30 protein-coding genes are annotated in these 25,554 nt (G+C 67.7%); 11 read left to right on the forward strand and 19 right to left on the reverse strand.

All coding sequences use genetic code 11. From position 1 onward, the window contains the following. Positions 1 to 86 precede the first annotated feature (86 nt). Entirely contained in the window at positions 87 to 2,957 is a 2,871-nt protein-coding gene (locus PX653_RS11250; RefSeq protein ID WP_277417962.1) for a bifunctional diguanylate cyclase/phosphodiesterase, read from the forward strand. Positions 2,958 to 2,970: 13 nt separating this feature from the next. Here PX653_RS11250 and PX653_RS11255 read toward each other — a convergent pair whose 3' ends face one another. Together PX653_RS11255 and PX653_RS11260 are read right to left on the reverse strand one after the other, a co-directional pair. Further along, positions 2,971 to 3,522, reverse strand: a complete 552-nt coding sequence (locus PX653_RS11255) for a PEP-CTERM sorting domain-containing protein (protein WP_277417963.1) — start codon at positions 3,520 to 3,522, stop codon at positions 2,971 to 2,973. A gap of 202 nt (positions 3,523 to 3,724) precedes the next feature. Next, positions 3,725 to 4,216: an acyl-CoA thioesterase gene (locus tag PX653_RS11260; RefSeq protein WP_371876444.1), complete on the reverse strand. Its 492-nt coding sequence runs from the start codon at positions 4,214 to 4,216 to the stop codon at positions 3,725 to 3,727. 107 nt (positions 4,217 to 4,323) lie between these two features. Here PX653_RS11260 and PX653_RS11265 point away from each other — a divergent pair, with 107 nt between their 5' ends. Together PX653_RS11265 and PX653_RS11270 are read left to right on the forward strand one after the other, a co-directional pair. After that, positions 4,324 to 5,652 (forward strand): M16 family metallopeptidase, encoded by a 1,329-nt coding sequence (locus PX653_RS11265; RefSeq protein ID WP_277417964.1) that lies wholly within the window; start codon positions 4,324 to 4,326, stop codon positions 5,650 to 5,652. Next, a complete protein-coding gene (locus PX653_RS11270) occupies positions 5,652 to 7,043 on the forward strand; it encodes a M16 family metallopeptidase (RefSeq protein ID WP_277417965.1) in 1,392 nt (463 codons plus the stop codon). The genes PX653_RS11265 and PX653_RS11270 overlap by 1 nt, the downstream gene beginning before the upstream one ends. A 161-nt stretch (positions 7,044 to 7,204) precedes the next feature. Here PX653_RS11270 and PX653_RS11275 read toward each other — a convergent pair whose 3' ends face one another. Then, positions 7,205 to 7,786: a TetR/AcrR family transcriptional regulator gene (locus PX653_RS11275; protein ID WP_277417966.1), complete on the reverse strand. Its 582-nt coding sequence runs from the start codon at positions 7,784 to 7,786 to the stop codon at positions 7,205 to 7,207. A 132-nt stretch (positions 7,787 to 7,918) separates the two neighbouring features. Between PX653_RS11275 and PX653_RS11280 the strand changes: the two genes are divergently transcribed. The 3 genes from PX653_RS11280 to PX653_RS11290 are packed head-to-tail and all read left to right on the forward strand — an operon-like array spanning position 7,919 to position 10,270. Beyond that, positions 7,919 to 8,830 carry an alpha/beta fold hydrolase gene (locus tag PX653_RS11280; protein ID WP_277417967.1) on the forward strand — a complete coding sequence of 304 codons (912 nt, stop codon included), beginning with the start codon at positions 7,919 to 7,921 and terminating at the stop codon, positions 8,828 to 8,830. Continuing rightward, complete coding sequence (locus tag PX653_RS11285) at positions 8,824 to 9,243, forward strand: helicase (RefSeq protein WP_277417968.1); 420 nt, start codon at positions 8,824 to 8,826, stop codon at positions 9,241 to 9,243. Before PX653_RS11280 ends, PX653_RS11285 begins: the two co-directional genes overlap by 7 nt. Positions 9,244 to 9,253: 10 nt before the next feature. Then, a complete protein-coding gene (locus PX653_RS11290; protein ID WP_277417969.1) occupies positions 9,254 to 10,270 on the forward strand; it encodes an NADP-dependent oxidoreductase in 1,017 nt (338 codons plus the stop codon). A 36-nt stretch (positions 10,271 to 10,306) separates the two neighbouring features. Here PX653_RS11290 and PX653_RS11295 read toward each other — a convergent pair whose 3' ends face one another. Together PX653_RS11295 and PX653_RS11300 are read right to left on the reverse strand one after the other, a co-directional pair. Then, positions 10,307 to 10,666 carry a hypothetical protein gene (locus PX653_RS11295; RefSeq protein ID WP_277417970.1) on the reverse strand — a complete coding sequence of 120 codons (360 nt, stop codon included), beginning with the start codon at positions 10,664 to 10,666 and terminating at the stop codon, positions 10,307 to 10,309. An 86-nt stretch (positions 10,667 to 10,752) separates the two neighbouring features. Next, positions 10,753 to 10,875 (reverse strand): hypothetical protein, encoded by a 123-nt coding sequence (locus PX653_RS11300; RefSeq protein ID WP_277417971.1) that lies wholly within the window; start codon positions 10,873 to 10,875, stop codon positions 10,753 to 10,755. Between the two features lie 188 nt (positions 10,876 to 11,063). Here PX653_RS11300 and PX653_RS11305 point away from each other — a divergent pair, with 188 nt between their 5' ends. Continuing rightward, positions 11,064 to 11,243 carry a hypothetical protein gene (locus tag PX653_RS11305; RefSeq protein WP_277417972.1) on the forward strand — a complete coding sequence of 60 codons (180 nt, stop codon included), beginning with the start codon at positions 11,064 to 11,066 and terminating at the stop codon, positions 11,241 to 11,243. A 16-nt stretch (positions 11,244 to 11,259) separates the two neighbouring features. On the opposite strand, the gene PX653_RS11310 is transcribed toward PX653_RS11305, so the two are convergent. Together PX653_RS11310 and PX653_RS11315 are read right to left on the reverse strand one after the other, a co-directional pair. Beyond that, positions 11,260 to 11,445, reverse strand: a complete 186-nt coding sequence (locus PX653_RS11310) for a hypothetical protein (RefSeq protein ID WP_277417973.1) — start codon at positions 11,443 to 11,445, stop codon at positions 11,260 to 11,262. Between the two features lie 140 nt (positions 11,446 to 11,585). Then, positions 11,586 to 12,122 (reverse strand): gamma carbonic anhydrase family protein, encoded by a 537-nt coding sequence (locus PX653_RS11315; RefSeq protein WP_277417974.1) that lies wholly within the window; start codon positions 12,120 to 12,122, stop codon positions 11,586 to 11,588. A gap of 167 nt (positions 12,123 to 12,289) precedes the next feature. On the opposite strand from PX653_RS11315, the gene PX653_RS11320 reads away from it, so the two are divergent. Continuing rightward, positions 12,290 to 12,949, forward strand: a complete 660-nt coding sequence (locus PX653_RS11320; protein ID WP_277417975.1) for a DUF6624 domain-containing protein — start codon at positions 12,290 to 12,292, stop codon at positions 12,947 to 12,949. 102 nt (positions 12,950 to 13,051) lie between these two features. Here the strand turns inward: PX653_RS11320 and PX653_RS11325 are convergent, their stop codons facing one another. The 5 genes from PX653_RS11325 to PX653_RS11345 all read right to left on the reverse strand — a co-directional run bounded on the left by PX653_RS11325 (position 13,052) and on the right by PX653_RS11345 (position 18,500). Further along, positions 13,052 to 13,450, reverse strand: coding sequence for a VOC family protein (locus PX653_RS11325; RefSeq protein ID WP_277417976.1), 399 nt, complete (start codon positions 13,448 to 13,450; stop codon positions 13,052 to 13,054). Positions 13,451 to 13,544: 94 nt separating this feature from the next. Further along, on the reverse strand, positions 13,545 to 13,949 hold the full coding sequence (locus tag PX653_RS11330; protein ID WP_277417977.1) for a hypothetical protein: 405 nt from the start codon (positions 13,947 to 13,949) through the stop codon (positions 13,545 to 13,547). A gap of 43 nt (positions 13,950 to 13,992) precedes the next feature. Then, positions 13,993 to 15,900 carry a sensor histidine kinase, YfiR-like protein-associated gene (locus tag PX653_RS11335; protein WP_277417978.1) on the reverse strand — a complete coding sequence of 636 codons (1,908 nt, stop codon included), beginning with the start codon at positions 15,898 to 15,900 and terminating at the stop codon, positions 13,993 to 13,995. Between the two features lie 9 nt (positions 15,901 to 15,909). Beyond that, the gene (locus PX653_RS11340) at positions 15,910 to 16,524 is read right to left on the reverse strand and encodes a TOL_0243 family YfiR-like periplasmic protein (RefSeq protein ID WP_277417979.1); all 615 of its coding nucleotides are present in this window, start codon (positions 16,522 to 16,524) and stop codon (positions 15,910 to 15,912) included. A 2-nt stretch (positions 16,525 to 16,526) separates the two neighbouring features. Further along, positions 16,527 to 18,500 carry a TOL_0244 family TonB-dependent receptor gene (locus tag PX653_RS11345; RefSeq protein ID WP_277417980.1) on the reverse strand — a complete coding sequence of 658 codons (1,974 nt, stop codon included), beginning with the start codon at positions 18,498 to 18,500 and terminating at the stop codon, positions 16,527 to 16,529. Between the two features lie 157 nt (positions 18,501 to 18,657). On the opposite strand from PX653_RS11345, the gene PX653_RS11350 reads away from it, so the two are divergent. Continuing rightward, positions 18,658 to 18,840 (forward strand): hypothetical protein, encoded by a 183-nt coding sequence (locus PX653_RS11350; protein WP_277417981.1) that lies wholly within the window; start codon positions 18,658 to 18,660, stop codon positions 18,838 to 18,840. Positions 18,841 to 18,920: 80 nt separating this feature from the next. Further along, positions 18,921 to 19,709: a 2OG-Fe(II) oxygenase gene (locus PX653_RS11355; RefSeq protein WP_277417982.1), complete on the forward strand. Its 789-nt coding sequence runs from the start codon at positions 18,921 to 18,923 to the stop codon at positions 19,707 to 19,709. 36 nt (positions 19,710 to 19,745) lie between these two features. Here PX653_RS11355 and PX653_RS11360 read toward each other — a convergent pair whose 3' ends face one another. Then, a complete protein-coding gene (locus tag PX653_RS11360) occupies positions 19,746 to 19,946 on the reverse strand; it encodes a hypothetical protein (protein WP_277417983.1) in 201 nt (66 codons plus the stop codon). A 261-nt stretch (positions 19,947 to 20,207) separates the two neighbouring features. Between PX653_RS11360 and PX653_RS11365 the strand changes: the two genes are divergently transcribed. Next, the gene (locus tag PX653_RS11365) at positions 20,208 to 21,008 is read left to right on the forward strand and encodes a PEP-CTERM sorting domain-containing protein (protein ID WP_277417984.1); all 801 of its coding nucleotides are present in this window, start codon (positions 20,208 to 20,210) and stop codon (positions 21,006 to 21,008) included. 28 nt (positions 21,009 to 21,036) lie between these two features. On the opposite strand, the gene PX653_RS11370 is transcribed toward PX653_RS11365, so the two are convergent. From PX653_RS11370 to PX653_RS11395, 6 genes are read right to left on the reverse strand one after another with little or no spacing between them, the layout of a single operon-like run. Then, positions 21,037 to 22,641 (reverse strand): 4Fe-4S binding protein, encoded by a 1,605-nt coding sequence (locus PX653_RS11370; RefSeq protein WP_277417985.1) that lies wholly within the window; start codon positions 22,639 to 22,641, stop codon positions 21,037 to 21,039. Next, positions 22,638 to 23,189 (reverse strand): DUF3306 domain-containing protein, encoded by a 552-nt coding sequence (locus PX653_RS11375; RefSeq protein ID WP_277417986.1) that lies wholly within the window; start codon positions 23,187 to 23,189, stop codon positions 22,638 to 22,640. The genes PX653_RS11370 and PX653_RS11375 overlap by 4 nt, the downstream gene beginning before the upstream one ends. Next, a complete protein-coding gene (locus PX653_RS11380) occupies positions 23,182 to 23,622 on the reverse strand; it encodes a DUF3305 domain-containing protein (RefSeq protein ID WP_277417987.1) in 441 nt (146 codons plus the stop codon). Before PX653_RS11380 ends, PX653_RS11375 begins: the two co-directional genes overlap by 8 nt. Next, positions 23,619 to 24,002, reverse strand: coding sequence for a hypothetical protein (locus PX653_RS11385; protein ID WP_277417988.1), 384 nt, complete (start codon positions 24,000 to 24,002; stop codon positions 23,619 to 23,621). Before PX653_RS11385 ends, PX653_RS11380 begins: the two co-directional genes overlap by 4 nt. Beyond that, positions 23,999 to 24,433 carry a hypothetical protein gene (locus tag PX653_RS11390; protein ID WP_277417989.1) on the reverse strand — a complete coding sequence of 145 codons (435 nt, stop codon included), beginning with the start codon at positions 24,431 to 24,433 and terminating at the stop codon, positions 23,999 to 24,001. Before PX653_RS11390 ends, PX653_RS11385 begins: the two co-directional genes overlap by 4 nt. Before the next feature lie 23 nt (positions 24,434 to 24,456). Continuing rightward, positions 24,457 to 25,551 carry a formate dehydrogenase subunit gamma gene (locus tag PX653_RS11395; RefSeq protein WP_277417990.1) on the reverse strand — a complete coding sequence of 365 codons (1,095 nt, stop codon included), beginning with the start codon at positions 25,549 to 25,551 and terminating at the stop codon, positions 24,457 to 24,459. Between the last annotated feature and the right edge of the window lie 3 nt (positions 25,552 to 25,554).

Here is a 25,554-nt window from a genome sequence, read left to right on the forward strand (position 1 = left end):
ATAATTCCCTTTAGATATATTTTGTTTCGGCAATCCCGCGATTTTGTGACACACTAACGGGCTATCGACCATTTCCGGGGAGTTGCATGCGTCGCCGTCTGACATCTCGCGTATCCGCGGCGGCGGTGTTGACGCTCGTGGCGGGCGTTACCGTCACCGGCGTGTTGTTCTACGCCGTCAGTGCCCTCGAGTACGGCAAGCACGCGCTCGGCTTCCAGCAGCGCGCCAACCTGCGCGTGGCCGCGATCCGGCGCGGCCTGGACGACGTCGTGGAAGTGCTGACGGTGACGAACCAGCTGTTCCGCACCTTTCCGCCCGAGACGGTCACACGCGACCAGTTCGGCAGCTTCACGCGACCGCTCTTGCAGCGCTATCCGTTTATCCAGTCGTTTTCCTACCACCGGGTGTTGCGGCACGACCAGCGTGCCGGCTGGGAGCAGGCGCAGCAGCAGGCCTGGCCCGGCACCACCGTGCGCGAGCTGGGGCCGCACGGCTTCGTGCCCGCCGCCGCGCGCCCGCACTACAACATCGTCGACTATTTCGAGCCGTTCGCGCCGAACCGCTCCCTGCTCGGCTTCGATGTCGGACCGCTGCCGCAGACCGGCCTCACCATCGAGCGCATCCTGCGCACGGGCAAGCCGGCGGCCACGGCGCTGATCAGCCTTGCCGAGAACCCGACGCAGCGCAACACGTTCCTGATCCTGGCGCCCGTGTACCGCCCCGGCGTGCCAGTGGCCACGCCGGAGCAACGGCACGAGGCGTGGGTCGGCGACACGGCGGCGATGATCTATGCGCCCCAGCTCGTCCACAAGATCCTGCAATCCGGCGGCCTGCTGGACGACCCGCACCTGGTGCTGCGCGTGATCGCCGGCAGCGCTGCCGATGGCGGCGCGCGGCTGGTCTACGCCAACGGCCCGGACGTGCCGCCGCCGGCAGGACTGGCGGACTGGCTGCCGCGCTGGCTGAACCTGTGGCCGCGCGACCGCGAGACGCGCAGCTTCGAGGTGCTGGGCCTGGCCTGGCAGGTGCAGGTGGAAGCATTGCCCCGGCCCTTCCTGGCCGACCACCTGGGCTCCGTCTCGACCCTGCTGGGCGGCACGCTGTTCAGCATCCTGGCCGCGACCTTGATGCAGACGCTGTCGCAGCGCTCGCGCCGCGTGCAATGGCTGGTGGACGCGCGCACGGCCGACCTGCAGGTGACCAACGAGAAGCTCAATGCCGACGTGGCGGCGCGCAAGCGCACCGAGCGCGCGCTGCAGGAAAGCGAACACCGCTTCAAGCGCCTGCTGGCCCTGTCGTCGGACTGGTACTGGGAACAGGACGTCAACTTCTGCTTCACCAGCATTACCAACGGCTTCTTCGAGAAAGGCCGGCTGGACAAGGCCGAGTACATCGGCTACCCGCGCTGGCACCAGCACCCCGAAATGCTGGAGACGGCCTGGGGCCGCGCGCACCTGGCACGGCTGGAAGCGCGCCTGCCCTTCTCCGACCTGGAATATCCGATCACGGGCAAGGACGGCATCACGCGCTGGTTCACCACCAATGGCGAACCGGTGTACGACGCGCACGGCGAGTTCCGCGGCTATCGCGGCACCGGCAGCGAGATCACGGAGCGCAAGCTGGCCGAACAGCGCATCCAGCACATCGCCCACCACGACGCGCTGACAAGCCTGCCCAACCGGGTGCTGCTGCAGGACCGGCTGACGCAGGCCGTCGCCTACGCCAACCGCAGCGGCCACTCGCTGTGGGTGCTGTTGATCGACCTGGACCGCTTCAAGTTCGTCAACGACACGCTGGGCCACAAGGCCGGCGACGAGCTGCTGAAGACCATCGCCGCGCGGCTGCAGGCGTCGGTGCGCGAAAGCGACACCGTGGCGCGCCTGTCCGGCGACGAATTCGTCGCCATCCTCAGCGAGTATCCGGAGCAGACGTTGTCGCCGGACGTCGTCGGCCGCATCATGCGCGCGCTGGCGCAGCCGGTGGACCTGGAAGGCAAGGAATTCATCGTCACGTGCAGCATTGGCGTGGCCGTCTACGAAGGCGACGGCGCGCCGTCGCTGCACCTGATCGAGCAGGCCGACATCGCCATGTACTCGGCCAAGAAGCTGGGCCGCAACTGCTACCAGTTCTTCGAGCAGTCGATGAACGAGGAGGCGCAGGAGCGGCTGCGCATCGAAAGCGCGCTGCGCAACGCGCTGGTGCGGCAGGAATTCGTGCTGCATTACCAGCCGCAGCTCGACCTGGCGACGGGCGCCATCGTCGGCGTCGAGGCGCTGCTGCGCTGGCAGCATCCGGAACTGGGCATGGTGTCGCCACAGCGCTTCATCGGCCTGGCGGAGGAAACGGGGCTGATCGTGCCGATCGGTGCGTGGGTCATGCGCACCGCCGCGGCCCAGGCCAAGGCCTGGCACGACGCCGGCCTGCCGCCGCTGCGCATGGCCGTCAACCTGTCGGCGCGCCAGTTCGCCCAGCCCGACCTGGTGCAGTCCATCGCCGCCGTGCTGGCCGAGACGGGCCTGCCGGCCGCCTGCCTGGAACTGGAACTGACGGAAAGCCTGTTCGTCGACGACGTCGCCAAGGCGGTCGCCCTGCTGCACGAACTGAAGGGGCTGGGCGTGGCGCTGTCGATCGACGACTTCGGCACCGGCTATTCCAGCCTGTCGTACCTGCGCACGTTCCCCATCGACGTGCTGAAGATCGACCGCACGTTCGTGGGCCAGATCGCCGGCGACTCCGACCAGGCCGCGATCGTCGTCTCCATCATCGCGCTGGCGCACAACCTGCAGCTGAAGGTGATCGCGGAAGGCGTCGAGACGGCCGACCAGGTGGCGTTCCTGCGCAGGCACGACTGCGACCAGGTGCAGGGGTATTACTTCAGCCGGCCGGTGCCGGCGCAGGAATTTGCCGCGCTGGTGCAAGAAAACGCCAGCGCGGCGACCTCGGCCACCGTCCTGTGATGCGGTCTGGGTCTCAGGCCCGGCGGCGGCGCGCGAACGCGAGCAGGCCCACCAGCCCGGTACCCAGCATCGCATAGGTGGATGGCTCCGGGATGGCGCCGACAATCAACTGGGTCTGGTCCGTCCACTTATATACCGCGTGACTGCCGCCCCACAAGGAACCGCTGATGTCCGAATAGCTTACGCCGCTCTGGACCGCCCAGTCGTGAAAACCGGTGTCGATATGCCAGCCTCGATAGCCGGCGAAGACTGGTGCGCTGCCCGGCGTATAAGAAAACGTGCTCAGGCAGGAATAACTGGGGCCATCGTTATAGCAACCGAGCTGGCCCAGGCCAGCATTCTGATAAATGCCATGGAACTGGAACGTCGCCAGTTCCTCCAGCGTATAGGTACCGTCCTTGTTCAGGTCTTCCGCATCGACTTGCAGCCAAAGCTGCTCGTTGGGGTTGAATGTATTCCTGTGCTCCAGGTAAAAGCCCTGATACAGGAAATTAAGGCGCTCCGGCGCGGCCGAAGCGAGGGAACAGGCCGACAGGGCTGCTACTGCAATCAGTTTCTTTAACATATTATCTCCGCACGATGGTTTCCACGGCCGTGCAGGACGCACGGCGTCACCGGACAAGATAATATAATAAAAACATCATGCGGAGCGAACTCGGCTGGCGTGTTACAAAATAAATACCCGCCGCGAGTAACTTGTAATCCGGTAGTCAAATACCGGATTATGTTCCGCCCGCCGTCACTTGGTCGCTCGTGTTTACGCGATATTATTGCCCCTTGCTCCGGTTCTTCGCCCCATGCAGCGCCAGTCGCGCCGCCTTGCGCGCCTCGGCCTGCTCGAAGCGGGCCTTCTGCTCCGCCGTCTCCGGCACCAGCGGCGGCACGGCGACCGGCTTGCGGTCCTGGTCCACGGCCACCATCGTGAAATAACAGCTGTTCGCGTGGCGCACCAGGCGTTGCTGGATATTTTCCGTCACCACGCGAATCCCCACTTCCATCGACGTGCGGCCCGTGTAGTTCACCGAGGCCAGGAACGTCACCAGCTCGCCCACGTGGATCGGCTGCAGGAACATGACCTGGTCCACCGACAGCGTGACGACGTAGCTGCCCGAATAGCGGCTGGCGCACGCATACGCGACGCTGTCGAGGAATTTCAGGATCGTGCCGCCGTGGACATTGCCGGAGAAATTGGCCATGTCGGGGGTCATCAGGACCGTCATCGTCAGCTCGTGCGCCGACCAGTGCATTGCGCTATCCATGGTGCCTTCCAGAAGAAAAAAATTAAGTGCCTGACAGCATTCTAACCTTAACAACCTTGCCGCCATCACGTATCCTTGCCGGGTCAATAACAAGGAGAGGTCCCAGCATGAGGTGGAAACTGAGGAGCAAGCTGGCCGTGGCCGGCGCGGCCCTGAGCATGGCGGCGTCGGCGCAGGCCGCGTTCACGGCCGACCAGGTCAAGACGTTCACGCTTGCCAACGGCATGAAGTTCATCGTCCTGGAAAGCAGCACGATCCCGAACGCGAACATGTACACCTTCTGGAAGGTCGGCTCGCGCAACGAGGCGCCGGGCACCACCGGCCTGTCGCACTTCTTCGAGCACATGATGTTCAACGGCTCGAAGAATTACGGTCCGAAGATGTTCGACCGCACGATGGAAGCGAACGGCGGCAGCAACAATGCCTATACCAGCAGCGACGTCACCGTCTACCAGGACTGGTTCCCCGCCTCCTCGCTGGAGACCATCTTCAAGCTGGAAAGCGACCGCATCGCCCACCTGACGATCGACCCGAAGATGGTCGAGAGCGAACGGGGCGTCGTGCTGTCCGAACGCAGCACGGGGCTGGAGAACTCGAATATCCGCATGCTGATGGAAGACCTGAACAGCGTCGCCTTCAGCGCCCACCCGTATTCGTGGCCCGTGATCGGCTTCGAGTCCGACATCAAGGCGTGGACGCAGCAGGACCTCGTCAACTACTTCCGCACCTACTACGCGCCGAACAATGCGGTGGCCGTCATTGTCGGCGACGTCAAGGCCGACCAGGTGAAATCGATGGCCACGCGCTACTTCGGCGCGATTCCGAAACGCGCCCTGCCGCCGCCCGTGAAGACGGTGGAGCCGGAGCAGAAAGGCGAGCGCCGCCTGTTCGTCGCCAAGCCGTCCGCCACGTCGGCCAACCTGATGGTGGCCTACAAGGCGCCGCAGGCCGACAGCGCCGACCACTACGCGCTGGACGTGCTGCAAAGCGTGCTCACGGAAGGCAAGACGTCGCGCCTGTACAAGGCACTGGTCGAACAGCAGCTGGCCACCTCGGTCGGCGCCGACACCACCGACGGCTTCGACCCGGGCCTCCTGTACGTGTTTGCCGTCGCGGCCAATGGTATCGACAGCGCCAAGGTGGAACAGGCGCTGCTGGCGGAAGTCGACAACGTCGTCAAGAACGGCATCACCGACGAGGAACTGCAGAAGGTGCGCAACACCAAGCTGGTCAACCTGTACCGGCTGCAGGAAACCATCAACGGCAAGGCGCAAATGCTGGGCAACTACGAGGTCTTCTACGGCGGCTACAAGAAGCTGTTCGACGCCCCGGCGGCCTACCAGAAGCTGACGACGGCCGACATCCAGGCCGTGGCGGTCAAGTACCTGAAAAAATCCCAGCGCACGATCGGTGTGCTGGCGGCGAAGGAGCAATGATGAAGAAACTGATGTTGGGCACGGCCCTGCTGGCCAGCGTGACGGCGGCCGGCGCCGCCGAATTCCGCCTGCCGCAATTCGAGACGACGAAGCTGCCGAACGGGCTGACGGTGCTGCTGATGGAGCGCCACGAGGTGCCGCTGATCGCCGTGCGCGCGGTCGTCAAGGCGGGCGCCGTCAACGACGGCCCGCAGGCGGGCCTGGCGAACCTCACGGGCGACGCCATCCTGCTGGGCAGCACCAGGCACAATAAAGCGGCCATCGACGCGGCCTTCGACTTCCGCGGCGCCGTGCTGGCCGGGGGCGGCGGCGTCGAGCAGACCACCGTGCAGGCGAACTTCGCCAAGGCCGACGCGCCCGCGCTGCTGCCGCTGTTCGCGGAAATCGTGCAGCAGCCCGGCTTCGACAACGCCGAACTGGACAAGCTGCGCGCGCGCAAGGTCAGCGGCCTGAAACAGGCCAAGGAAAGCCCGCGCCAGGTGGCCGGCAACTACTACCGCAGCATGCTGTTCGGCGCCAGCCCGTACGCTAGCCCGCCGGGCGGCACCGTGGCCAGCCTGCAGGCGCTGAAGCAGGACGACGTCAAGGGCTTTCACCAGCGCTACTTCCGGCCCGATAACGCGGCCATCGTGGTGGTCGGCGATTTCGATCCGGCCGAGATGAAGCGCCAGCTGGCGACGCTGTTCGGCCAGTGGAAGGCCGAGGGCCCCGCGCCGCAGCGCGCCGACTACGGCAAGCCGCTGACGGACAAGCCGCGCGTCTGGCTCGTCGACAAGGCCGATGCCATCGAGACGACGTTCCTGATCGGCGGCGCCGGCATCGCCCGCAACGACCCTGACTACGTGCCGGTGCAGGTCCTCAATACGGTGCTGGGCGGGCGCTTCACGTCGTGGCTGAACGACGAGCTGCGCGTCAACTCGGGCCTGACCTACGGCGCCAACAGCGCGTTCGCCCCGCTGTCGCAGGCGGGTACGTTCTCGATCTCCAGCTTCACGGCGCTGCCGAAGACGGAAGCGGCGCTGGACCTGGCGCTGAAGACGTACGACCGGCTGTGGAGCAAGGGGATCGACAAGGCCACGCTGGACTCGGCCAAGGCCTACGTCAAGGGCCAGTTCCCGCCGCGCTACGAAACCAGCGAGCAGTTGGCCAGCCTGCTGGGCGACATGTATGCGCTCGACGTCAGCCGCGCGCAGATCGACAATTTCACGCGCGACGTGGATGCGCTCACGCCGGAAAAGGCCAAGGCGCTGGTCGAGAAGCACTTCCCGCGCAAGAACCTGCAGATGGTCCTGGTGGGCAAGGCCGCCGAGATCCGCAAGCTCGCCACGAAGTATGGCGAGGTGACGGAGCTGGACATCACGGCCGACGGGTTCAAGCCCACGGCGAAATAAACGGAAAGGCGCCCGACCGGGCGCCTTTTTTTGCGCTTTCACTCCGGCGTGAGGAAATTCCCGCGTGCATCCTCGGGCGCGGCCAAGCTTCGCTGTGCAGGTATAGACGGTAACGACCTTGCCGCAGAGCTATTTCACGACGCCGAGGTGATTGCGCCCCTTTACCCTGCGCCCGGCGCCTCGAGCGACGCGAGGATCCCGTCGCGGCACACCTGCAAGATCTCATCGGCCAGCGGCGCATCGTCCGGGCAAGCCCGCGACATGACGATCGCGCCGACCGCATGCGCCAGCACGCCGAGATACTCGGCTCGCTGCCGGGCCGCTTCCGCATCCTCCGGCGCAGCCCGTGGCGCGCCCAGCGCCGCCAGCAAATCCTCGATACCCGCCGCGAACGTCGCCCTGACCGCTTGCGGCTGGCGCGCCGCATCGCCGCTCAACGCCGCCATCGTGCACCCGCTCGCCCGCGCATCCCGATGTTCGCGCGACAGGTACGCCCGCACGAATTGTCCGATGTCCGCCCCTTCGCTCAGCGCCACGGTCTGCGCGATGCCGCACGCCGCCGCTTCCGCCATCAGGTCGCCCTTCGAGCGGAACTGCTTGTAGAAGCCGCCGTGGGTGAAGCCCGCGGCGGCCATCAGGTCGGCCACGCCAACCCCGTCATAGCCGCGCTCGCGGAACAGCGTGGATGCCGTGGCCACGACGTGCGCCCGGTTGGCCTGGGCCTGTGCCTTGGTGACTTTCATGTCTCGTCCATGGTGAGTGGTGCCTGCAGGCGTCACTATACATTGATGACGACCATAATCAAACCCTTGACAGTTTAGATTATGCTCATCATCATAAAGCCTGTCCAATCACCCCTGCCCAGGAAACTCCTTATGACAACGCTTGCGCAGTCCGCGGCCGACACGCACCTGACCACCCCGACCCGCTTCGTCGACGTCGATGGCGTCCGCCTCGCCTACCGCCGCTGGGGCAATGCCGCCGCCGGCCAGCCGCCGCTGCTGTTGCTGCAGCACTTCCGGGGCGGCATGGATCATTGGGATCCGTCGATGACGGACGGCCTGGCCGCGGGGCGCGAGGTGATCCTGTACAACGGGCGCGGCATCGCTTCCTCCGCCGGCGCGCCACGTACGCGCATCGAGGACATGGCGGACGACGCGGCAGCCTTCGTGCGTACGCTGGGCCTGCAACAGATCGATGTGCTGGGCTTTTCGCTGGGCGGCTTCCAGGCGTTGGACCTGGCATGGCGCCATCCCCAACTGGTACGCAAGCTGATGCTGCTGGGTACGGGTCCCCGTGGCGGCAATCCCGACATGGAACCGCAGGTGCTGACCGCGGCGCCCCGGCCCGTGCCCACCTTCGAAGACTTTCTGTACCTCTTCTTCGGCCGCTCCGCGCAGGCCGAACAGGCTGCACGGGCGTTCTGGCAGCGCCGGCACGAACGCGCGGAGCAGGACCCACCCTCCTCGCCGCAAGTCGCGCAGGCGCAGATCGAGGCGACTATGCACTACCTGGCCAGGCTGTCGGAAGACGACCCCTTCGCCTACCTGCGCACCATCCGGCAGCCCACGTTCATCCTCAACGGCGTGCACGACGTGATGATCCCGACCGTCAACTCGTTCTACCTGGCGCGCAACCTGCCGAACGCCCAGTTGTTCATCTACCCCGATTGCGGTCATGCCGCACAGTTCCAGTGTCCGCGGCGTTTCCTGTACCACGTCGACGGATTCCTGGGCGAGTCATGTCACCACGTCGACGCTTCTTTTGAAAAGGCTCTACCATGTTGAAGTTCAAGCTGCTGCTGTGGATGCTCGCGCACCTGCTGCAACGACAGGCCAGGAACAACCCCGACTGCGCCTGCTACATCGGGGACAAGGACCTGGTGTTCCGGATCGGCACGGCATCCGGCGCCGGGCGCACCTACACCGTCCGGGCCGGTCGCATCCACTCGACCGCCACGTCCAGCGCCGCAGCCCGCTTCACGCTGTGCTTCAGGGATGGCGCGACGGGCTTCGCCATCCTGTCGGCCAGGGACAGCCAGGCCGCGTTCCTGCGTGGGTTGGGCAGCAAGGACCTGACGATCGACGGCGACTTCCAGGAGGTCATGTGGTTCCAGGGCCTGAGCGCCTTCCTGCAGCCGCCCAAGGTTGTCCAGCCGTACGACCGCACCGCATTCCGATCACAGCGCCGGACACCTTGAAAGACACGCCATGAAAGCCTTCATCGTCGATCGATACGGCAAACAGGCCGGCCGCATCGCCGACGTGCCGGAGCCGGCCCTGCGCGAGGACGATGTCCTCGTCCGCATCCACGCGGCCAGCGTGAATGTCCTCGACAACAAGATCAGGAGCGGGGAATTCAAGCTGATCCTGCCCTACCGCCTGCCGCTCATCCTGGGGAACGACTGCGCCGGCACGGTCGTGCGGGTCGGCTCGCGCGTCACGCGCTTCCAGCCGGGCGACGAGGTGTACGCGCGGCCCGACGAACAACGCATCGGCACCTTCGCCGCAACCATCGCCGTCAAGGAAAGCTCGGTAGCGCGCAAGCCGCGCAACGTGGGCATGCAGGAAGCGGCCGCACTGCCGCTGGTGGCGCTGACGGCCTGGCAGGTCCTGGTGGAAACCGCGCGCGTGAAAAAGGGGCAGAAGGTGTTCATCCAGGCCGGCTCGGGCGGCGTGGGCACCGTCGCCATCCAGCTGGCCAAGCACCTGGGCGCGCATGTCGCCACCACCACGGGCACGGCCAACGTCGAGTGGGTCAAGGCACTGGGTGCGGACGTCGTCATCGACTACAAGCGGCAGGACTTCGCCAACGTGCTGCGCGACTATGACGTCGTGCTGAACAGCCAGGGCGGCGCCGAACTGGCGAAATCGGTGCAGGTGATCAAGCCCGGCGGGCACCTGATCTCCATCTCGGGGCCACCCACGCCGCAATTCGCGCTCGAACAGGGGCTGGCCTGGCCGTTGCGACAGGTCATGCGCCTCTTGAGTCTTGGCATCCGGAAGAAGGCGGCACGTCGCGGCGTGAACTACTCGTTCGTCTTCATGCGCGCACATGGCGGGCAGCTGGGCAAGATCACGGACCTGGTCGAAGCGGGCGTCATCCGGCCCGTCGTGGACCGCGTGTTCCCGCTCGACGCGACAGCGCAGGCGCTGGCCTACGTCGATGGGGGGCGGGCAAAAGGGAAAGTGGTGGTGAGCGTGGCAGCCGGGCTCAACCTAGGTTAGCTCAGCTCAGCTCAGCTCAGCTCAGCTCAGGTTGGCTCAGCGCTGCTGCGCCTCGATATCGGCCAGCGTCTCGCGGCCCTTGTCGGTGACGGCAAAGCCGCCTTCGACGGGCGCGATATGGGATTTCTTTCCCAGGAATGCGACCACGTCCGCGTCCAGCGTTGCAGCGGGATCGTCCGCCAGCGCGCGCAGGCTGACGATGCAGCGGCGCAGGAACAGCAGCTCCTTGCCCTTGTCGGTCAGGCTGTAGCGGCCGTCACGGGAAATCGACAGCAGCTTCAGCCCGGACAGGCGCTTCGTATTGCGGCCCACGCAGGCGCTGGGACGGCCCTTGATGCCGCGCGCGACTTCCGCCAGCGCATTGTATTCGTCGGTACTGAACTTCTCGTTTTTCATTATTGCTTGCTTCCATGATGGCGATTGCGGCCATCATGGTACGCGCCCACGGCGCGGGCGGCAAGCAACAGCCCCCACCGGGACGTTTATTTGAAGGCGCGCACGGTCAGCCACAACAGGCCGACGCCGGCGACGAGCCCCGCCCACGCCATGCGCACGTGATGCATGCGGCGGCCCAGATAAATCTTGTTGTGTAAGGAATTGCCCATGGCGGTCTCCAAATAAAAATCCTGTGATTCGATTATAAAAACAGTTCAGTTACGCGGCTGTGACAGCCACCACAAAAACAACAAAGTGAATCCTTACAGCAATACTTATTCCCATAAACCAACACTGCGCCGACCTTGCCGTTGCCCTGCTAACATCGTTGCATCATCCACCAACGCAGGAGAGCGGCATGAGCCAACCCACCACCCCGCAGCAACCGGACCCTTCCGAGAAAGGCGGCCACATGATCAACGAGCCCGACATCGGCAGCGGCGAAAAGACGCCCGGCGAGCGGGAGACGGACGAACAGATCCGCCAGATCTCCCCCAACCGCCAGGGCGACCAGTCGCGCGAACCCGGCAAGGCCTGATCCGCGCTGCCCGCCACTACGCCTTGATGGGCGGCGGCGGGGCCGTCGGCTCGCTGACCGGCGGCACCTCCGATGGCGGCACTTCGCTTGGCGGCGGCTGCACCGGCGGGTCCTGCTCGGGCGTCGGGCTCTCCGGATCGGGCGTGATGTGTGCCCGGATCGCGTCTCCAGCACCTGCGTTTTGCTCGGCTATATTCACCATAACGATGCTCCTCCGTAAATGTTGACAAAACCTTAGCATTTTTTTTTGCCTGGTGGCGCAGGCTTCAATCGACATACCTAACGGAAATGAAAACGGCCCGGACGCAATGCCGGGCCGTGAAGGAAATAACGGGAGCGGCGTCAAGCCGGCGTGGCCAGGTAGTTGTCCTTGACCCGCACGTAGTGCTCGGCCGAGTAGCGCAGCCAGGCGATCTCGTCGGCCGTCAACGGCCGCACCTTGCGTGCCGGCCGGCCCACGTACAGGAAGCCGCTTTCCAGCGCCTTGCCCGGTGCCACCAGGCTGCCCGCGCCGATCATCACGCGCTCCGGCACCACCACGTCGTCCATCACGATGCTGCCCATGCCGACCAGGCACTCGTCGCCGATACGGCAGCCATGCAGGATGACGTTGTGGCCGATCGTCACGTAGTCGCCGATGACGAGCGGCGCGCCCGCCGGCTTTTGCGGGGTCCGGTGCGAGACATGGCCCATCGTGAAATCCTGGATATTGGCGCAGCGTCCGATGACGATGTCGTTGACGTCGCCGCGCAGCACCGCGTTGCACCAGACGGAACTGTCCGCGCCCAGGCGCACGCTGCCGATCACCTGGGCCGACGGATGCAGGTAGACGCGCTCGGCGAGTTGCGGGGTGGCGTCGAGATAAGAAGTGATCGGCATGGCGGTCGTGGCGCTGGGGCGCGTTGTTGCGATAACGACATTATGCATGCGCCATGCCGGAAGACGCCAGAAGATCGAACTGCAGGGCGGCAGACCGCCGTCGGCCGCTCTTGTCGAGCGGCGCGACGTACGCGACAATGCCTCATCCTGGCTTTGTGAGAATGACAATGAAACGACTTACGATCCTGTGCAGCGTGTTCGCAGTGTCATCCGGCCTCTGCGCCTGGCCAGGGACGGTAGCCCTTGCGCAGTCCGTGCCACCCACGCAAAGCGCGCCTCCCGCGCCCACGCAACCGGCGCTGCGTGAGGAATTGCTGGCCATGATGGCGCAAGACCAGCGCACGCTGGACCTGCAGACAACCGACCCGCAAGCGTTCGAGGCGATCCAGCTGCGGTTTCAATCCCGGATACAGGACATCGTTGCGCGGCACGGGTGGCCAACCATCGGCCTGGTGGGCGAGGATGGGGCGAAAGCGGCCTGGCTGCTGGTGCAGCACCGTGACGCCGATCGCCCTTACCAGCTGCGAATGCTCGAACTGATGGCACCGCTGGTGAAGACGGGAGAAGTCAGCGGCGCGAATTACGCCTACCTGTACGATCGCACCCATCGCCCGCAGCGCTATGGCACGCAGGGGCGCTGCGTGCGCGAGGGACGGGGCGGTTGGGAACCGTTCATCATCGAAGACTTGCCCGCGTTGCACGACCGGCGGCGGGCGATGGGGTTGCCCCCCATCGCCGATTACGCGGCCCGGTTCAGCTGCCCGGCCACAGCCGTGGCATTCCTCGCCGGCGCGGGCCCGACCGTGCCGGTGCCGGGAGACCGGTAAGCGCACCAGCCTGGGCGAACTGGAACCTTCCCAGATCGCCCAAGGTCTATATGGAAGAGCGGCGGCCGCTCCGGTGAGCCAGGGCGGGTCTTGCCGGCGCTGCTACTCCTGCGGCGCCATCCACGCCAGTTCCCAGATATGACCATCCAGGTCTTCGAATGCGTGGCTGTACATGAAACCGTGGTCTTGCGGCGGACGCGGCGTGCGGCCCCCTGCCGCAACGGCCTTCGCCACCAGCCCGTCGACTTCCTCGCGGCTTTCGCAGCCCAGGCAGATCAGCACCCCGGTCGCCTCCGTCGCTTGCGCGATCGGCTTGTCGATAAAGGTCTTGAAGAAGGGCTGGGTCAGCAGCATCGCATAGATGCTGCCATCGTTGATGACCAGGCAGGCGCCACTCTCGTTGGTGAATTGGGGATTGAAGCGATAGCCGAGCGCTTCGAAGAACGCCTTGGACTTGTCGAGGTCTCGGACCGGTAGATTGACGAAAATCTGCTTGTTCATGAACGTCCTCAGGTTGTCGGTGGGGTGGAATTTCGGGTCCAGCATCGCTACGACGAACTATGACAAGTGAATTCGACAACGCGACAAAAAAAACTCAGCCTGCTGGCCGGGCGGACGTTGGCACGTCCACCAACAACTCTGGCAGCAACGCCCGGATCCGCAGTTCCGTGAAATAGCCACCCGCTTCGTTGTAGCGCAGGTAGTGCCGGTCGCAGTCCAGGCAGCGCGCCACCGTGCAGCGGTTGTAGGGGTAGAACCGTGGTGCGATCGGGGCAGCGTCGCTGTCGTAGCGCGTTCCTGCCGGATGGAACTCGGCAAACGTCGGCTCGTCGTAGGGGTCGTCGAACAGCACGCCGATCTCCTCGAAGCGGTCCAGTTCCAGCGTCATCGGCAAAGCGCTCCACGCCGCCAACGGTACCCGGTTGCAGCGGCACGGCGCCGTCACGCTGGCCGATGTCTCGGCCAGGCACTTCAATGCGGCAAATTCGATTTTCGGCATCGTCGACCTGTCGGTTGCAATCGCCCCATTGTAAGCGCAACCCTCAAGCCCCCGCCACCGGCGCCCCCGCCCGCATCCCTTGCCGCCCGGCGGCCAGGATATCGAGGATCTGCTCGACGCTGACGGGCTTGACCAGGTGCGCCTCGAAGCCGGCATCGAACGCCAGGTCGCGATCCTTCTGCTGGCCCCAGCCCGTCACCGCCACCAGCACGGTGCGCTGCAGTCCAGGCAGCGCGCGCAACGCCCGGGCCAGGTCGTAGCCGTTCAGGTGCGGCAGGCCGATGTCCAGGAACGCGAAGTCCGGTGCGAAGGCCTCCGCGCCGGCCAGCGCCTGCGCGCCGTCGTGGCAGATGTGCACGGTGTGGCCCAGGGTGCGCAGCAGCGCGCCGATGGCGTTGACGAAGTCCAGGTTGTCGTCGGCCAGCAGGATGCGGTACGGCGTACCCTGGGCCGGCTGGACCGCCTCGCGCGGCGCGCCGCCCTGCGCGCCCTGCAGCACGGGCAAGGTAACGACGAATTCGCTGCCCCGCCCCGGCCCGCCGCTGCGGGCCTCGATCGCGCCGCCGTGCAGCTCGACCAGCCGGCGCGCCAGCGACAGCCCCACGCCCAGGCCGGCCGACGTGCGCTCCAGCGACGAATCGGCCTGCACGAACATGTCGAAGATCTGGCCCAGCATCGGCGGCGCGATGCCGATGCCGTTGTCGGTGACCCGGATATGCAGCTGGCCGTCGTCGCCCACCTGCGCCGCCAGCGCCAGCCGGCCGCCGCGGTCGGTGTACTTGGCCGCGTTGTTCAGGAGGTTCGACAGCACTTGCGCCAGCCGGGTGGCGTCGCCCAGCACGTGCACGGGTTCGGGCGGCAGCGTGACAGTGATGGTGTGGCCCTGCGTGTCGATGAACGGGCGCACGATCTCCAGCGCGTTGGCGACGACCGCCTGCAGCTCGACGGGGTCGTGGCGGATCGTCAGCTTGCCCGTGTTGATGCGCGAGACGTCCAGGAGGTCGTCGACCAGGCGCACCATCTGCTTCAGCTGGCGCTCCATGACGGCGCGGGCCCGCTCGGTGGCCGCGGGGTCGTTGCGGTTCAGGCGCATGATGTCCAGCCCGGTGCGGATCGGCGCCAGCGGATTGCGCAGCTCGTGCGCCAGCGTGGCGAGGAATTCGTCCTTGCGGCGGTCGGCCAGCAGCAGCGCCCGTTCCGCGCCCTGGCGCACCGTCATCTCGTGTTCCAGCGTGCGATTGGCTTCCTGCAACGCGTGGGCGCGCCGTTCCACTTCGGCCAGCATGTTGTTGAATGCATCGACCAGGGTGCCGATCTCGCCGCTGGCATGCTGGCGCACGCGCAGCGAGAAGTCGCGCTTCTGCATCACGGCGCGGGCCACGTCCGTGACCGCCTCCAGCGGATTGGTGATGCCCAGGCGCAGCCGGCTTGCCACCATCGCCGCCAGCAGCAGGCTGGCCACCATCACCGCGCCCAGGATGATGGCGTAGCTGACCAGCCGGTCCAGCAGCCGGTAGCTGGCGCTGAGGTAGACGGTGCCCAGCCGCTCGCCGTTCTCGACGATGGGATGGAACACGATCATGTGCCCACCCGCGATCGCGTGCCCGGCCGGCCCCGGCCGACTGGGAAAGACGGGCGGATCGCCCGCCGACTGGGCATACGACGCGAACATGGTGCCGTTGGCGCCGTAGATGGCGCCCGCTTCGATCTGCGGGCGCACGCGCAGCAGGGCCAGGTTCTGGCGGGCGACGGCGGGATCGTTGAAGCTGACGGCCGGGGCGGACACGGTGGCGACGATCTCCGCCTGCGTGGTCAGGTCGTCGACCCAGTTCTGCTGGAACGTCGTCAGGTCGTAGATCAGCATGCTGGCCGACATCGTCACCAGCGCGGCGAACGTCGTCGCCAGCGCCATCACGATCAGCTTGGCGCGCACGGTGTCGGGCTTGCGCACGTGCCCCACCTAGTTCCCCTTCTGGACGTGGTAGGCGACCGACAGCAGGCGGGAACTGAGTTTCAGGTTGCTGCGCTCGGCGGCCGGCAGCGACACTTCGAAGCGGATGCGGTCCTCGACCAGGCGGAAGTTGATGATGGCGCCCTGCTGCAGGCCGTTCTCGTCTTCCGTCACGGTCAGCACGCCGTTCTGGGCGGCCCCGCGCAGCGCCTGCACGGGGCGCTCCGTGGCCGCGCCCAGGAACAGCATGTGCAGGCCGGTGCTGGGGTCGCCGTCGCGCAGCGTGCGCACGACGATCGGGCGGCCGTTGACGGTGCGCCCCGTCGTCAGCCGCGTGACCTCGGCGGCGACGTCGTCGGCGCCCATCACGCCCACCACCAGCGGCGCGGCGGGATCGGCGCCGCTGGCGAATTCCACATAGCCGAGGAACTTGAACAGGTAGGCCGCCTTGACGCCGCGCTCCAGGTTGGCGACGCCCAGCGCGGCCTGCGGACCGCCCGCCGCCGCGACCGGGAGCGCGGTACCGGTCAGCGCCAGCATTGCCGCCAGCGCGGCCAGCAGGGGTCGCAAGGGTGGCATCGCGGGGCGACGCTTGGGCACGGGGCGGTTGGCGTAGGGTGTCATGGTCAGAACCGCAGCGTGAGCTTGAGGACGACGCTGCGCTGGACGACGCTGCGGTTGGGGGCGGCGCCGAATTCGGCGTGCGAGCGGTGCAGCAGGTTCTGGCCGATCAGCGCCACGTCCACGTTCGGGCGCGGTTTCCACAGCCAGTGCGCGTCGAGCTCGCGGTAGGACGGCACGGCGGGCTTCTCCAGCGCGCCCACGTAGCGCAGGGTCCAGTCCAGCTGCATGTTGTACGGCAGGTCGTGCGACGAGCGCAGCTGCCAGTAATGGCTCGGATCGCTGGTGGCCACGCCGGCAGCACCGCTGCTGTCCCGGCTGTCCGGCTTCAGGTGCGTGCGCACCTGCTGCACGACCAGGCCGGCATTCAGGCGCCAGCTCTGCACCGGCTGCCAGCGCGCCCACATCTCGATGCCGCGGGTGGTGCCTTGCGCCTTGTTGCCCACCTCCAGCAGGCCGCTGTAGGCCGGACCGTTGACGTTCGCTTCCTGCGTGCGCAGGCGATCGTAGTCGGCGTGGAAGGCCGTGGCCGCATACGACCATTCCAGCGATGGCTGGATGCGGTAGCCCAGCTCCACCACATTGGCGGTCTCGGACTGGAAGTTCGGCCCGCCGCCGACGGTGAAGCGCGGCACCTTGCCGATGAGGATCGGCACGGCCGGGGTGTGGTAGTCGCGGTCGATGCGCGACGGCGCCCGCACCGTGCGCGACACGCTGCCCCAGACCAGCTGGGTGGGACTGGCGGTCCACGCCAGCCGCACGTTCGGCAGGTACTCCACGCCCGTGTAGTTGTTGTGCTCGACCTTCGTGCCCACGGTGAGACGCAGGTCGTCGCGCAGCGCCCACTCGTCCTGGGCGAACAGGCTGCCCCAGTGCATCGAGCGGTCGGCGGGCAGGAAGCCGTACAGGAAACTGGGCGTCAGGCGGTCGCGCGCGTAGCGGTAGCCCACGCCCCACGTGATGTTGTGGCGCCCGGCGATGCGCATGCTGTGCTGGGCGTCCAGGTCCACCACGTCGAGCCGTTCGATGAACGCGAACGGCTGGTTGCGCTCCACGTGATCGAGCACCAGCTGCACGCGCAGGTCGGAATCGTCGGTCAGCTTGCGGGTGACGCGCGCGATCAGGTTGGCGCCGGACAGGGGCGCGTCGGCCCGGCCAGGCTGCGCGAGGTCGGTCGCGTAGACGTCGCCGGACAACGTCAGCCCGCCCAGCGGCCGGTCCCAGTCGGCCCGGAAGCCCGCCTGCCGTCGGCGCAGCCCGGAGCCGTCGCCGCTGCCGTTGGCGCGCTCGCTGTCGTCCACGTCCGCGTAGCGGCCGTACACGCGGTAGTGGCCGCCGTTGGCCAGCACGCCACCGTAGCGCACCGTGGCATCGCGCTCGCGGTTGCCGCCGCTGGCCGAGGCCAGGCCGCCCTGCGTATCCTTGGCCGAGCGCGTGATGATGTTGATGACGCCGTTGACGGCGTTGGCGCCCCAGATCGTGGCGCCGGGGCCGCTGATGACCTCGATGCGTTCGATGTCCTCCATGACGACGTCCGGCGTGTCCCAGAAGACACCGGAGAACAGCGGCGAGTAGACGCTGCGACCGTCGATCAGCACCAGGAGCTTGTTCGAGAACGGCCCGTTGAAGCCGCGCGCCGTGATGGCATAGTCGCGCGCGCTCTGGCGCGCCACCTGCAGGTTCGGCGCCAGCCGCAACGCTTCCGGCAGCGAGCGCGCGCCGCTGCGGCGGATGTCGCCGCTGCCGATGATGAACACGGAGGCGGCCGCGTTGGCGAGCCGCTCCTCCTGGCGCGAAACGGATGTGATGACGACGTTGTTGAGCTGTTCGAGCGACAGGTCGGCCAGGTCGCCGGCCTGCGCGTCGGGCACGGGCGGCTCCGCCTCGTCCGCCAGCGCCGCAGGCGCGACCGTGCCAGCGGCGACGGCAAGCGCGACGAGGACGGCAAGGGCAAGTGGACGAATTGTCGTTATATGCATGGCGGTGGGCGAACGCTCGCTGCCGTCCTTTTGCAGGTTGTCTCGAAGAATTATAAACACTTCCAGGCTGTCCTCCCCACACAGTAGAGATACAGGCTTGCAATTTAGCGCGCCAGCCGCATTTTCACCACACTCCCGCCAGCCACGAAAGCCGCGCATGTTCCCCAAGCCGCCCCGCCCTGTCCCGCCGCCGCGCGCCGTCGCGACCCAGGTCGTGCGCCAGCAGGCCTCCCGTCCGCGCGACCTGCACGTGCTGACGGTACCCACGGTGCCGACGGCACCGGCCGCGCCCGCTCCGGACGAGGTAACTCGACAGCCAGACGGCAATGCTCAGCCTTAGGTATACTGCACGGCCATGGAACCTTACCAGCATATACCCGACGAATGGGACCGGTGGCTTGACGACAGCGTCGACAAGCAATGCCGCCCCAGGATATCCTGGCCGCGATGACGGCCGCCAATTTCGACCCCGCCTACGCCGAACAGGTCGTCCGGGAACGCTTTGCAGCACGCGCGGCCGGGCTGCCGCGCAAGGAACGCGAACCCTACCGCTACGGCACCCCGCGCATCCGCCACCAGGGCAACCTGATCCGCACGAGCGACCGCGACGTACGCGTGCTGGTGCGCCTCGACCAGCCTGTCGTCGCGGTGCTCGACAACGTGCTTTCCGACGAGGAATGCGATGCCGTCATCTCCCTGGCACGCGACCAGCTGGCACCCTCGGCCACGCTGAGCCCCGCCACGGGCGAGCACCAGGTGCGCGACACCCGCACCAGCCGGGGCGCCTTCCTGCCCGAGGGGGACAACTCCCTGCTGCGCCGGCTGAACCGGCGGATCGCCGAGATCACCAATACACCGGTGACGCATGGCGAGGCGCTGCACGTGCTGCACTACCAGGTGGGCGCCGAGTACAAGCCCCATCCCGACTACTTCGACCCGACCAGCCCCGGTTTCGCGGCCACGCTCAAGCGCGGCGGCCAGCGTACCGCCACGCTGATCGTCTACCTGAACGACGTGGAGGATGCCGGCGACACGGTCTTCCCCAAGCTCGGCCTTTCCGTGGTGCCGAAAAAAGGCGCCGCGGTCTATTTCGAGTACATGAATGACGACGGGCAGCTCGATGAAGCGACCTTGCACGGCGGCGCGCCCGTCGGCGCCGGCGACAAGTGGGTGCTGACGAAATGGGTGCGGCAGGAAGCGTTCCGCTGAAGGCCCCGGCACCGGGGCCGGCCCATGCCGGCCCCGTCAGTCGCGCTCCTGGCCCATCTGGTCGATGATGCGCTTGCCCTGCTCGACGCCGCCGTCGCGCTCGCCCAGCGGCACGTAATAGTGGAACAACGGCTCGCCGTCCTTGTACACCGATCCCAGGCAAATTTCATAGCCCTTGTATTGGACCGCATTGGTCTGCATCAGTTCCGCTCCCCGCACGATTGCCTCCCTGTTCACATTGATTTTTCGGAGGGCATGGCCCTGCCGCTGTGTTGTCCGCTGCTTGATTGAAAGTCGCTCCCGACAGTTCCGAGTATGCCGGGCAGCGGCAGGGCGAACTGTGCGCGGTTTCACGGAGTGGCATGCGGTATCGCGTACGCCACACTTTGCCGGGCCGGGCGGGAAAGCGGCCCCGGCCGGCACCGCGGCTGCTATGCTGAAATGACGGTCGGGGCCGGCCCTGCGCGCCGATCCGCTCATTCCGACAGGAGCATTGCCATGAAACGCACCATCGCCGCCCGTGCGGCCGCCTCGCTGTTGCTGGGAATCCTGGCCGGCGTCGCCAACGCGGGCACGAATCATATCAGCCAAGGTGGCCTGACCTGGACCCTGGTCGATCTCGACCTGGCCGACGGCGTCGCGCCGTCGCTGCAGTTCCTGCCGCCCGAGATCGACCTGGCGCGCATCTACATGTCGGCGTTCGCCGGCGGCACGCGGTACGAGCATACGGCGCTGCCGCACGGGGGCGACCCGCTCGTGGCGGAGCTGGACTACAGCCCGGCCGCCCGCGTCGCCGCACGCATCGACGGCCGTGAGGACCCGGCCACGCTGGTGTTGAGCGTCGACTCGATGGCGACGCTGGAACCGAACGGTGCCGGGACGACGGCGTGGCTGTCCGGCGGCGCCCTGCCCTTTGTGCTGTCGGCCAATACGGGGGTGACATTCCACAGCACGGTACTGCTGCGCGGCGCACGCGGGGACGAGCCCGGCATCTACGACGCCTGGCTGGCCAGCGCCACGATGACCGTCACGCTGGACCGGCCCGACCCGGGCCAGTCCGTCTTCACCCATTACACGACCGTCGCGCTGAGCCCGTCACCAGGCGATCTTCTCGTCATCGACGCCACCCGGATGCTGACCGTCGACTACAGCAACCGCACGGCCAGCAGCCTGGCGGGCGACGTCACGCTGACGGCGGTCAGCTTGTCCGGCATCGCGCCCGTGCCGGAACCGGGCTCGCTGCCGCTGGCATTGGCGGGACTGGCCGTGCTCGGGTGGGCGGGGCGGCGGCGCGGTTGAACCCTGCGGTGGAATCCCTTGCTGGCGTCTAGACGCGCCGCAGCGGGATCACCTGCATCTCGTCTTGCGGCACCATCATGTCGACGACGCGGCAATCGCCGCACATCTTCATGCGTTCCGGATTGCCGGCAAAGGCGGCATGGCCGCCCAGCTTGGCCAGCATGTTCTCGATCATGTGCAGGGTGGCAAACGGCTTGTTGCAGCGGATGCAGTGGAACGGCTGCGACCCATGCAGCACGAACGGCACGTTGCGCGTGTCCTTGAACGACATGCGCGGCACCAGCCGGATCGCCTGTTCCGGACAGGTGTTGGCGCACAGGCCGCACTGCACGCAGTTCTTCTCGACGAAACGCAATTGCGGCAGCGTGTCGCCGCCCTGCAGTGCGGACGCCGGGCAGGCGCCCACGCAGGCCATGCACAGGCTGCAGGCCGCGGTGTTCAGGGCGATGGCGCCGAACGGTGCGCCGGCCGCCAGCGCCACCGTCTGTGGCTGCGCCGGGGCGTGCCGGTGCAGATGGTCGAGCGCGTATTCCAGCGTGTCGCGCTTGCCGGCGGCGATGTCGAACGTGGCCGGCTCCGGCGGCACCGCGCCGCGCGCGCAATCGCTCGCAGCGCCCAGCGTGAAGTGCGGGCCGGCGTAGCCCAGGCCATCGAGGATGGCCTGGGCCAGCGCCATCTGCCGCTCCAGCGCGGCCACGTACTGCGGGGCTTCCGTGCCCGCGAGCTGCACGGCCACACCGGCCGCGCCGTAGGCCATTGCACTCAGCCAGACGTCGATGCCGCTGGCCGCCGTGTGGTGCAGGGCGAATGGAATCACGCCGGGCCCGGCCACGGGAACCTGTCCGGCGTCATGGAACAGGACGACGGCCGCGCTGCCGCCGGCGGCGCGGTACGCCTGCAAGGCGGCCTTGAGCCGCCGGCCCAGCTGCGTGGCGGTGGGATAGGCGTACGACAGCGCGCCGGTCGGGCACACCGTCGTGCAGGCGCCGCAGCCGGCGCACAGGTAAGGATTGACCTTGATGACGTCCCCTGCGCCGGCAATGGCGCCGGCCGAGCAGATGTCCACGCAGGCGCTGCAGCCCGTCAGCGCATTGCGCCCGTGCGCGCACAGGCGCTCCCGGTACGCAAAGTACTTTGGCTTCTCGAAGTCGCCCACCAGGTCCAGCAAGGCGTCGGCCGCGGCCTGGCGTGCCGCCGGGTCCACGCCTGGCGCGTGGTAGCCGTGCGGCGGCTGGTGCGTGCCGATCAGCGCCCGCTCGCCCAGGTCCAGGACCAGGTCGAAGCTGGCGGAGCGCGCCTCGCCGGCGCCAGCCTGCCAGCGCACCGCGAAGGCGCCCAGCCAACCGGTCAGCGCCACGCGGTCGGCCACGAAGACCGGGTAGGTGCGCGCCGGCGCGGCTGGCGCATCTCCCCGCAACAGCAAGGTGACGGGCAACGCGCGGGCCAGGTAATCGGCCAGCGCCAGCGCGGCAGGGTCGCGGGCGTGGCCGATGACGAGGGTATTGCCGGCGGAGCGGTAGGTGACGGCATCCTGCGCCTCGGTCGGCGGCAATGCCGCCAGCGCGGCCAGCGCCGCCTGGGTCGCCCCGTGGGCATCGGACGGTAGCGCGGCGGGAAAATACGGAAGGTTCATACGGTGATGTCGTCGGGGTTGGAGGGCGTGGCCGGGTCCGGGATCGCATCGTCGCGCGGGGTGTGGGTGCCCGTATCGGCATCGTCCTGCGGCGCATGGGTGGCGGGATCGGTGCCGGCAGGTTCGGCCGGGTCGGTCTTGTCGGCATCGGCCGGGTCGGGCCGGGACGTGGCGGCCGGATCGTCGTCCTGCTGCGTGCCGGCCCCGAACACATTGCGGGCATGGTGCAGCGCGGCCATCATCGCCGCCGGGATCGGATCGGCCTTCGTGTAGTCGCCCATGTAGATGTCGAGGCCATCGGGCGTGTGGAAGTGCGGGTCCGCAAACAGCTTTTTCAGCGCCAGCCGGCGGACCGTCCCGTCCACGCCAGGCGCGACGAAGCGGCTGAAGTCCGCATCCGCGCCCAGCTGCGCCACGTCGGCCAGCGTGGGGGGCGCCGGCGTGGCTGGGGCCTCAACTGGGGGCGGCGCGACCGGTTCGGAGGCGCCCGTACTTTTCAGGCGCGCCCAGCGCCGCAGGAAGCCTTCGGCTGGCGTGGCGTCAGCCATGCTGGCGCCCCCGCCGCGGCTTCGGCTGGTAGTGCGCATGCAGGTAAGCGCGCAGCCAGGCCTGCACCTCGGCCGGCATCGGCACGCCGTCGGCCTGCTCGCCCGAATCGAACATGCGCGTGCCCTCGACGTAGCTGACGGAGGCGCGCACGGGCATCGCCCGGCCGTCCTGCATGCGCCACAACACGAACACCTTGGCCTCCGGTGCCATGAAGTTCTCGTAGTAGCCGTCGTTCTCGTCCGGGTACAGCTCCAGTTCCAGCCCGGAGACGAGGTATTCGTCGCGCTCGGCACTCTCGGCCAGCACCTGCACGGGCGGCAGGTCGCCGCCGTCGCGCACGACGCCGACCGCGGCCCAGGCCTCGTCGGCCCAGCGGTGGCGTGGGGTGCGGCGCTGCATCAGCACCGCGATCGGCATGCTGCCCAGTTTCATTGCATCTCGCGTTTCGGTTTGTTGACGGTGGGTGCCGTCCCGCGCGGGACGGCCTGCGTGGGGCGGGCCTTGACGTCCTCGCTTGGCGGCGCGGTGCCCAGCTTCTCGCTGCGCACCGGCACCTGCGCGGCGGGCGCGGGCGCCGTGACCGCCACTGGCGGGTGCGTTGTCCAGCCCTCCTTCGCGGCGCGCGCGCGCCAGCGCGCGCTGACGCTGTCCATCGATTGCTGCAATGCCGCCTTGTCCTGCTGCGCCTGGGCGTCGGCCTGGGCTTTCTTCGCGGCCGCGGCGGCGGCCTGCTGTGGCGTCGGCGGCGGCAACGTGGCGTGCGCCATGCCGCTGGCCAGCAGGCCGGCGAATATCAGGCAGGCAGGTTTCATCGCGCGCCTCCCGCATCGCGGTGAACGGCCGCGCCGCCCGCCCCCGGTTCGGCTGCCGGCCCGGCGGGCTTGCCCATGTCGCCCGGGGGCAGCGTGGTGCCGGCCTGGCCGGCGCTGTCCGGCTGGCTGGTGCCGCGCGACGGGCCCTGGCCGGATTCCTGCACGGTGCCCGCCGTGGCGGCGCCGGACGTGGTGCCGCCCGAACCGCCCGCGATACCGGGCGTGCCGCCGGCATAGGTGCCATCCGTGACGGGACGGCTGGTGCGGGCAATGATTTCGCCGCTGGTGGCGCCGCCGGCCGACACCTGGCCGGGGAACTTCGTCTGCACGATCCCGTTGCCGGGGGCGCGATCGCCTTCGCAGCCGGTCAGCAGCATCGCCAGCAGCAACGCAGCCGGCGCAGCGCAGCGGACCATGGCGCGCGCTGGCATCGGGGCTTTCGTCTTTGCTTTCATCAGTGCCCTCGCGGTGCCGTGCCGGGACCGGATGGCGCCGGGCGGCCGGGCTGCGGCGGCCTGGTCGTGCCGCCCTGCCCCGTCGCCTGCACCTCCTCGTACCACAGCGAATGGTGGGCCTTGGCCCATTCCTCGTCCACATAGCCCTCGCGCATGGCGCGGTAGGCGCCCGGCGTGCCCAAGGTACCCAGGTAGATATGCCCCATCGCGGCGGCCATGTAGAACGTGGCGCCGGCCAGGTGCAGGTAGTTCGCCACCTGCATCACGTAGCGGGTCTGGCCCACGGCGAAGTCCAGTACCAGGCCGCTGACGGACATCACGAGGCCCAGCAACGTCACGCCCAGCCAGAACCAGCTCTTCTCGCCCGCGTTGAAGAAGCCGGCCGGCACGTGCTTGTGCGTGACCAGCCCGCCGCCCTGCTTCACCCACTGCCAGTCGGCGCGGCGCGGGATGTTACGGCGCAGGAAGGTGACGAACATCAGTACCGAGCAGACGATGAACAGGGGGCCGGCGAAGTTGTGCAGGTACTTCGAGACGTAGGCCACGCCGGAGAAGATGTCGTGCCCCACCAGCGGCAGCAGCACGACCTTGCCGAACAGGATGATCAGCCCGGTCAGCGCCAGCAGCAGGAAGCTGATCGCCGTGGCCCAGTGGATCCAGCGATCCCAGCGGCTGAAGCGCTGCAGGCGGCGGCCCGATTCGGGCGCGTCGAGCCGGGCCGGGCCGACGGCGCTGTACAACCCCGCGATCGCCAGCAGCGTCAGCACCAGGATCATGCCGGCCGTCGTGGCGATGGGGCCGTTGCGCCACTCGCGCCACGTATTGCCGCCGCGCTGGACGATCACGTTGCCTTCGGTGGCGCCATACTGGCCCAGGTAGTGGCGGTCGACGTGCACGCGGCCGGAAGCCGTGCTGGCAAGGCCCGGCTCGGGCGTGCGCGAGTCGGCTTCCAGCTGCAGCATCGTCTGTTCTTCCGCGTAGGCCGGCACGGCATCCTTGTTCGGCACGGCTGCCTGGGCAAACTGCGCGAACGCCCACAGCAGCAGCAGGAAGGCCAGCCATGTCCGTGGCCGCGGCAAAGTGGATGGTCGCATGAC

Source organism: Pseudoduganella chitinolytica (genome assembly GCF_029028125.1).
GTDB classification, from domain to species: domain Bacteria; phylum Pseudomonadota; class Gammaproteobacteria; order Burkholderiales; family Burkholderiaceae_D; genus Rugamonas; species Rugamonas chitinolytica.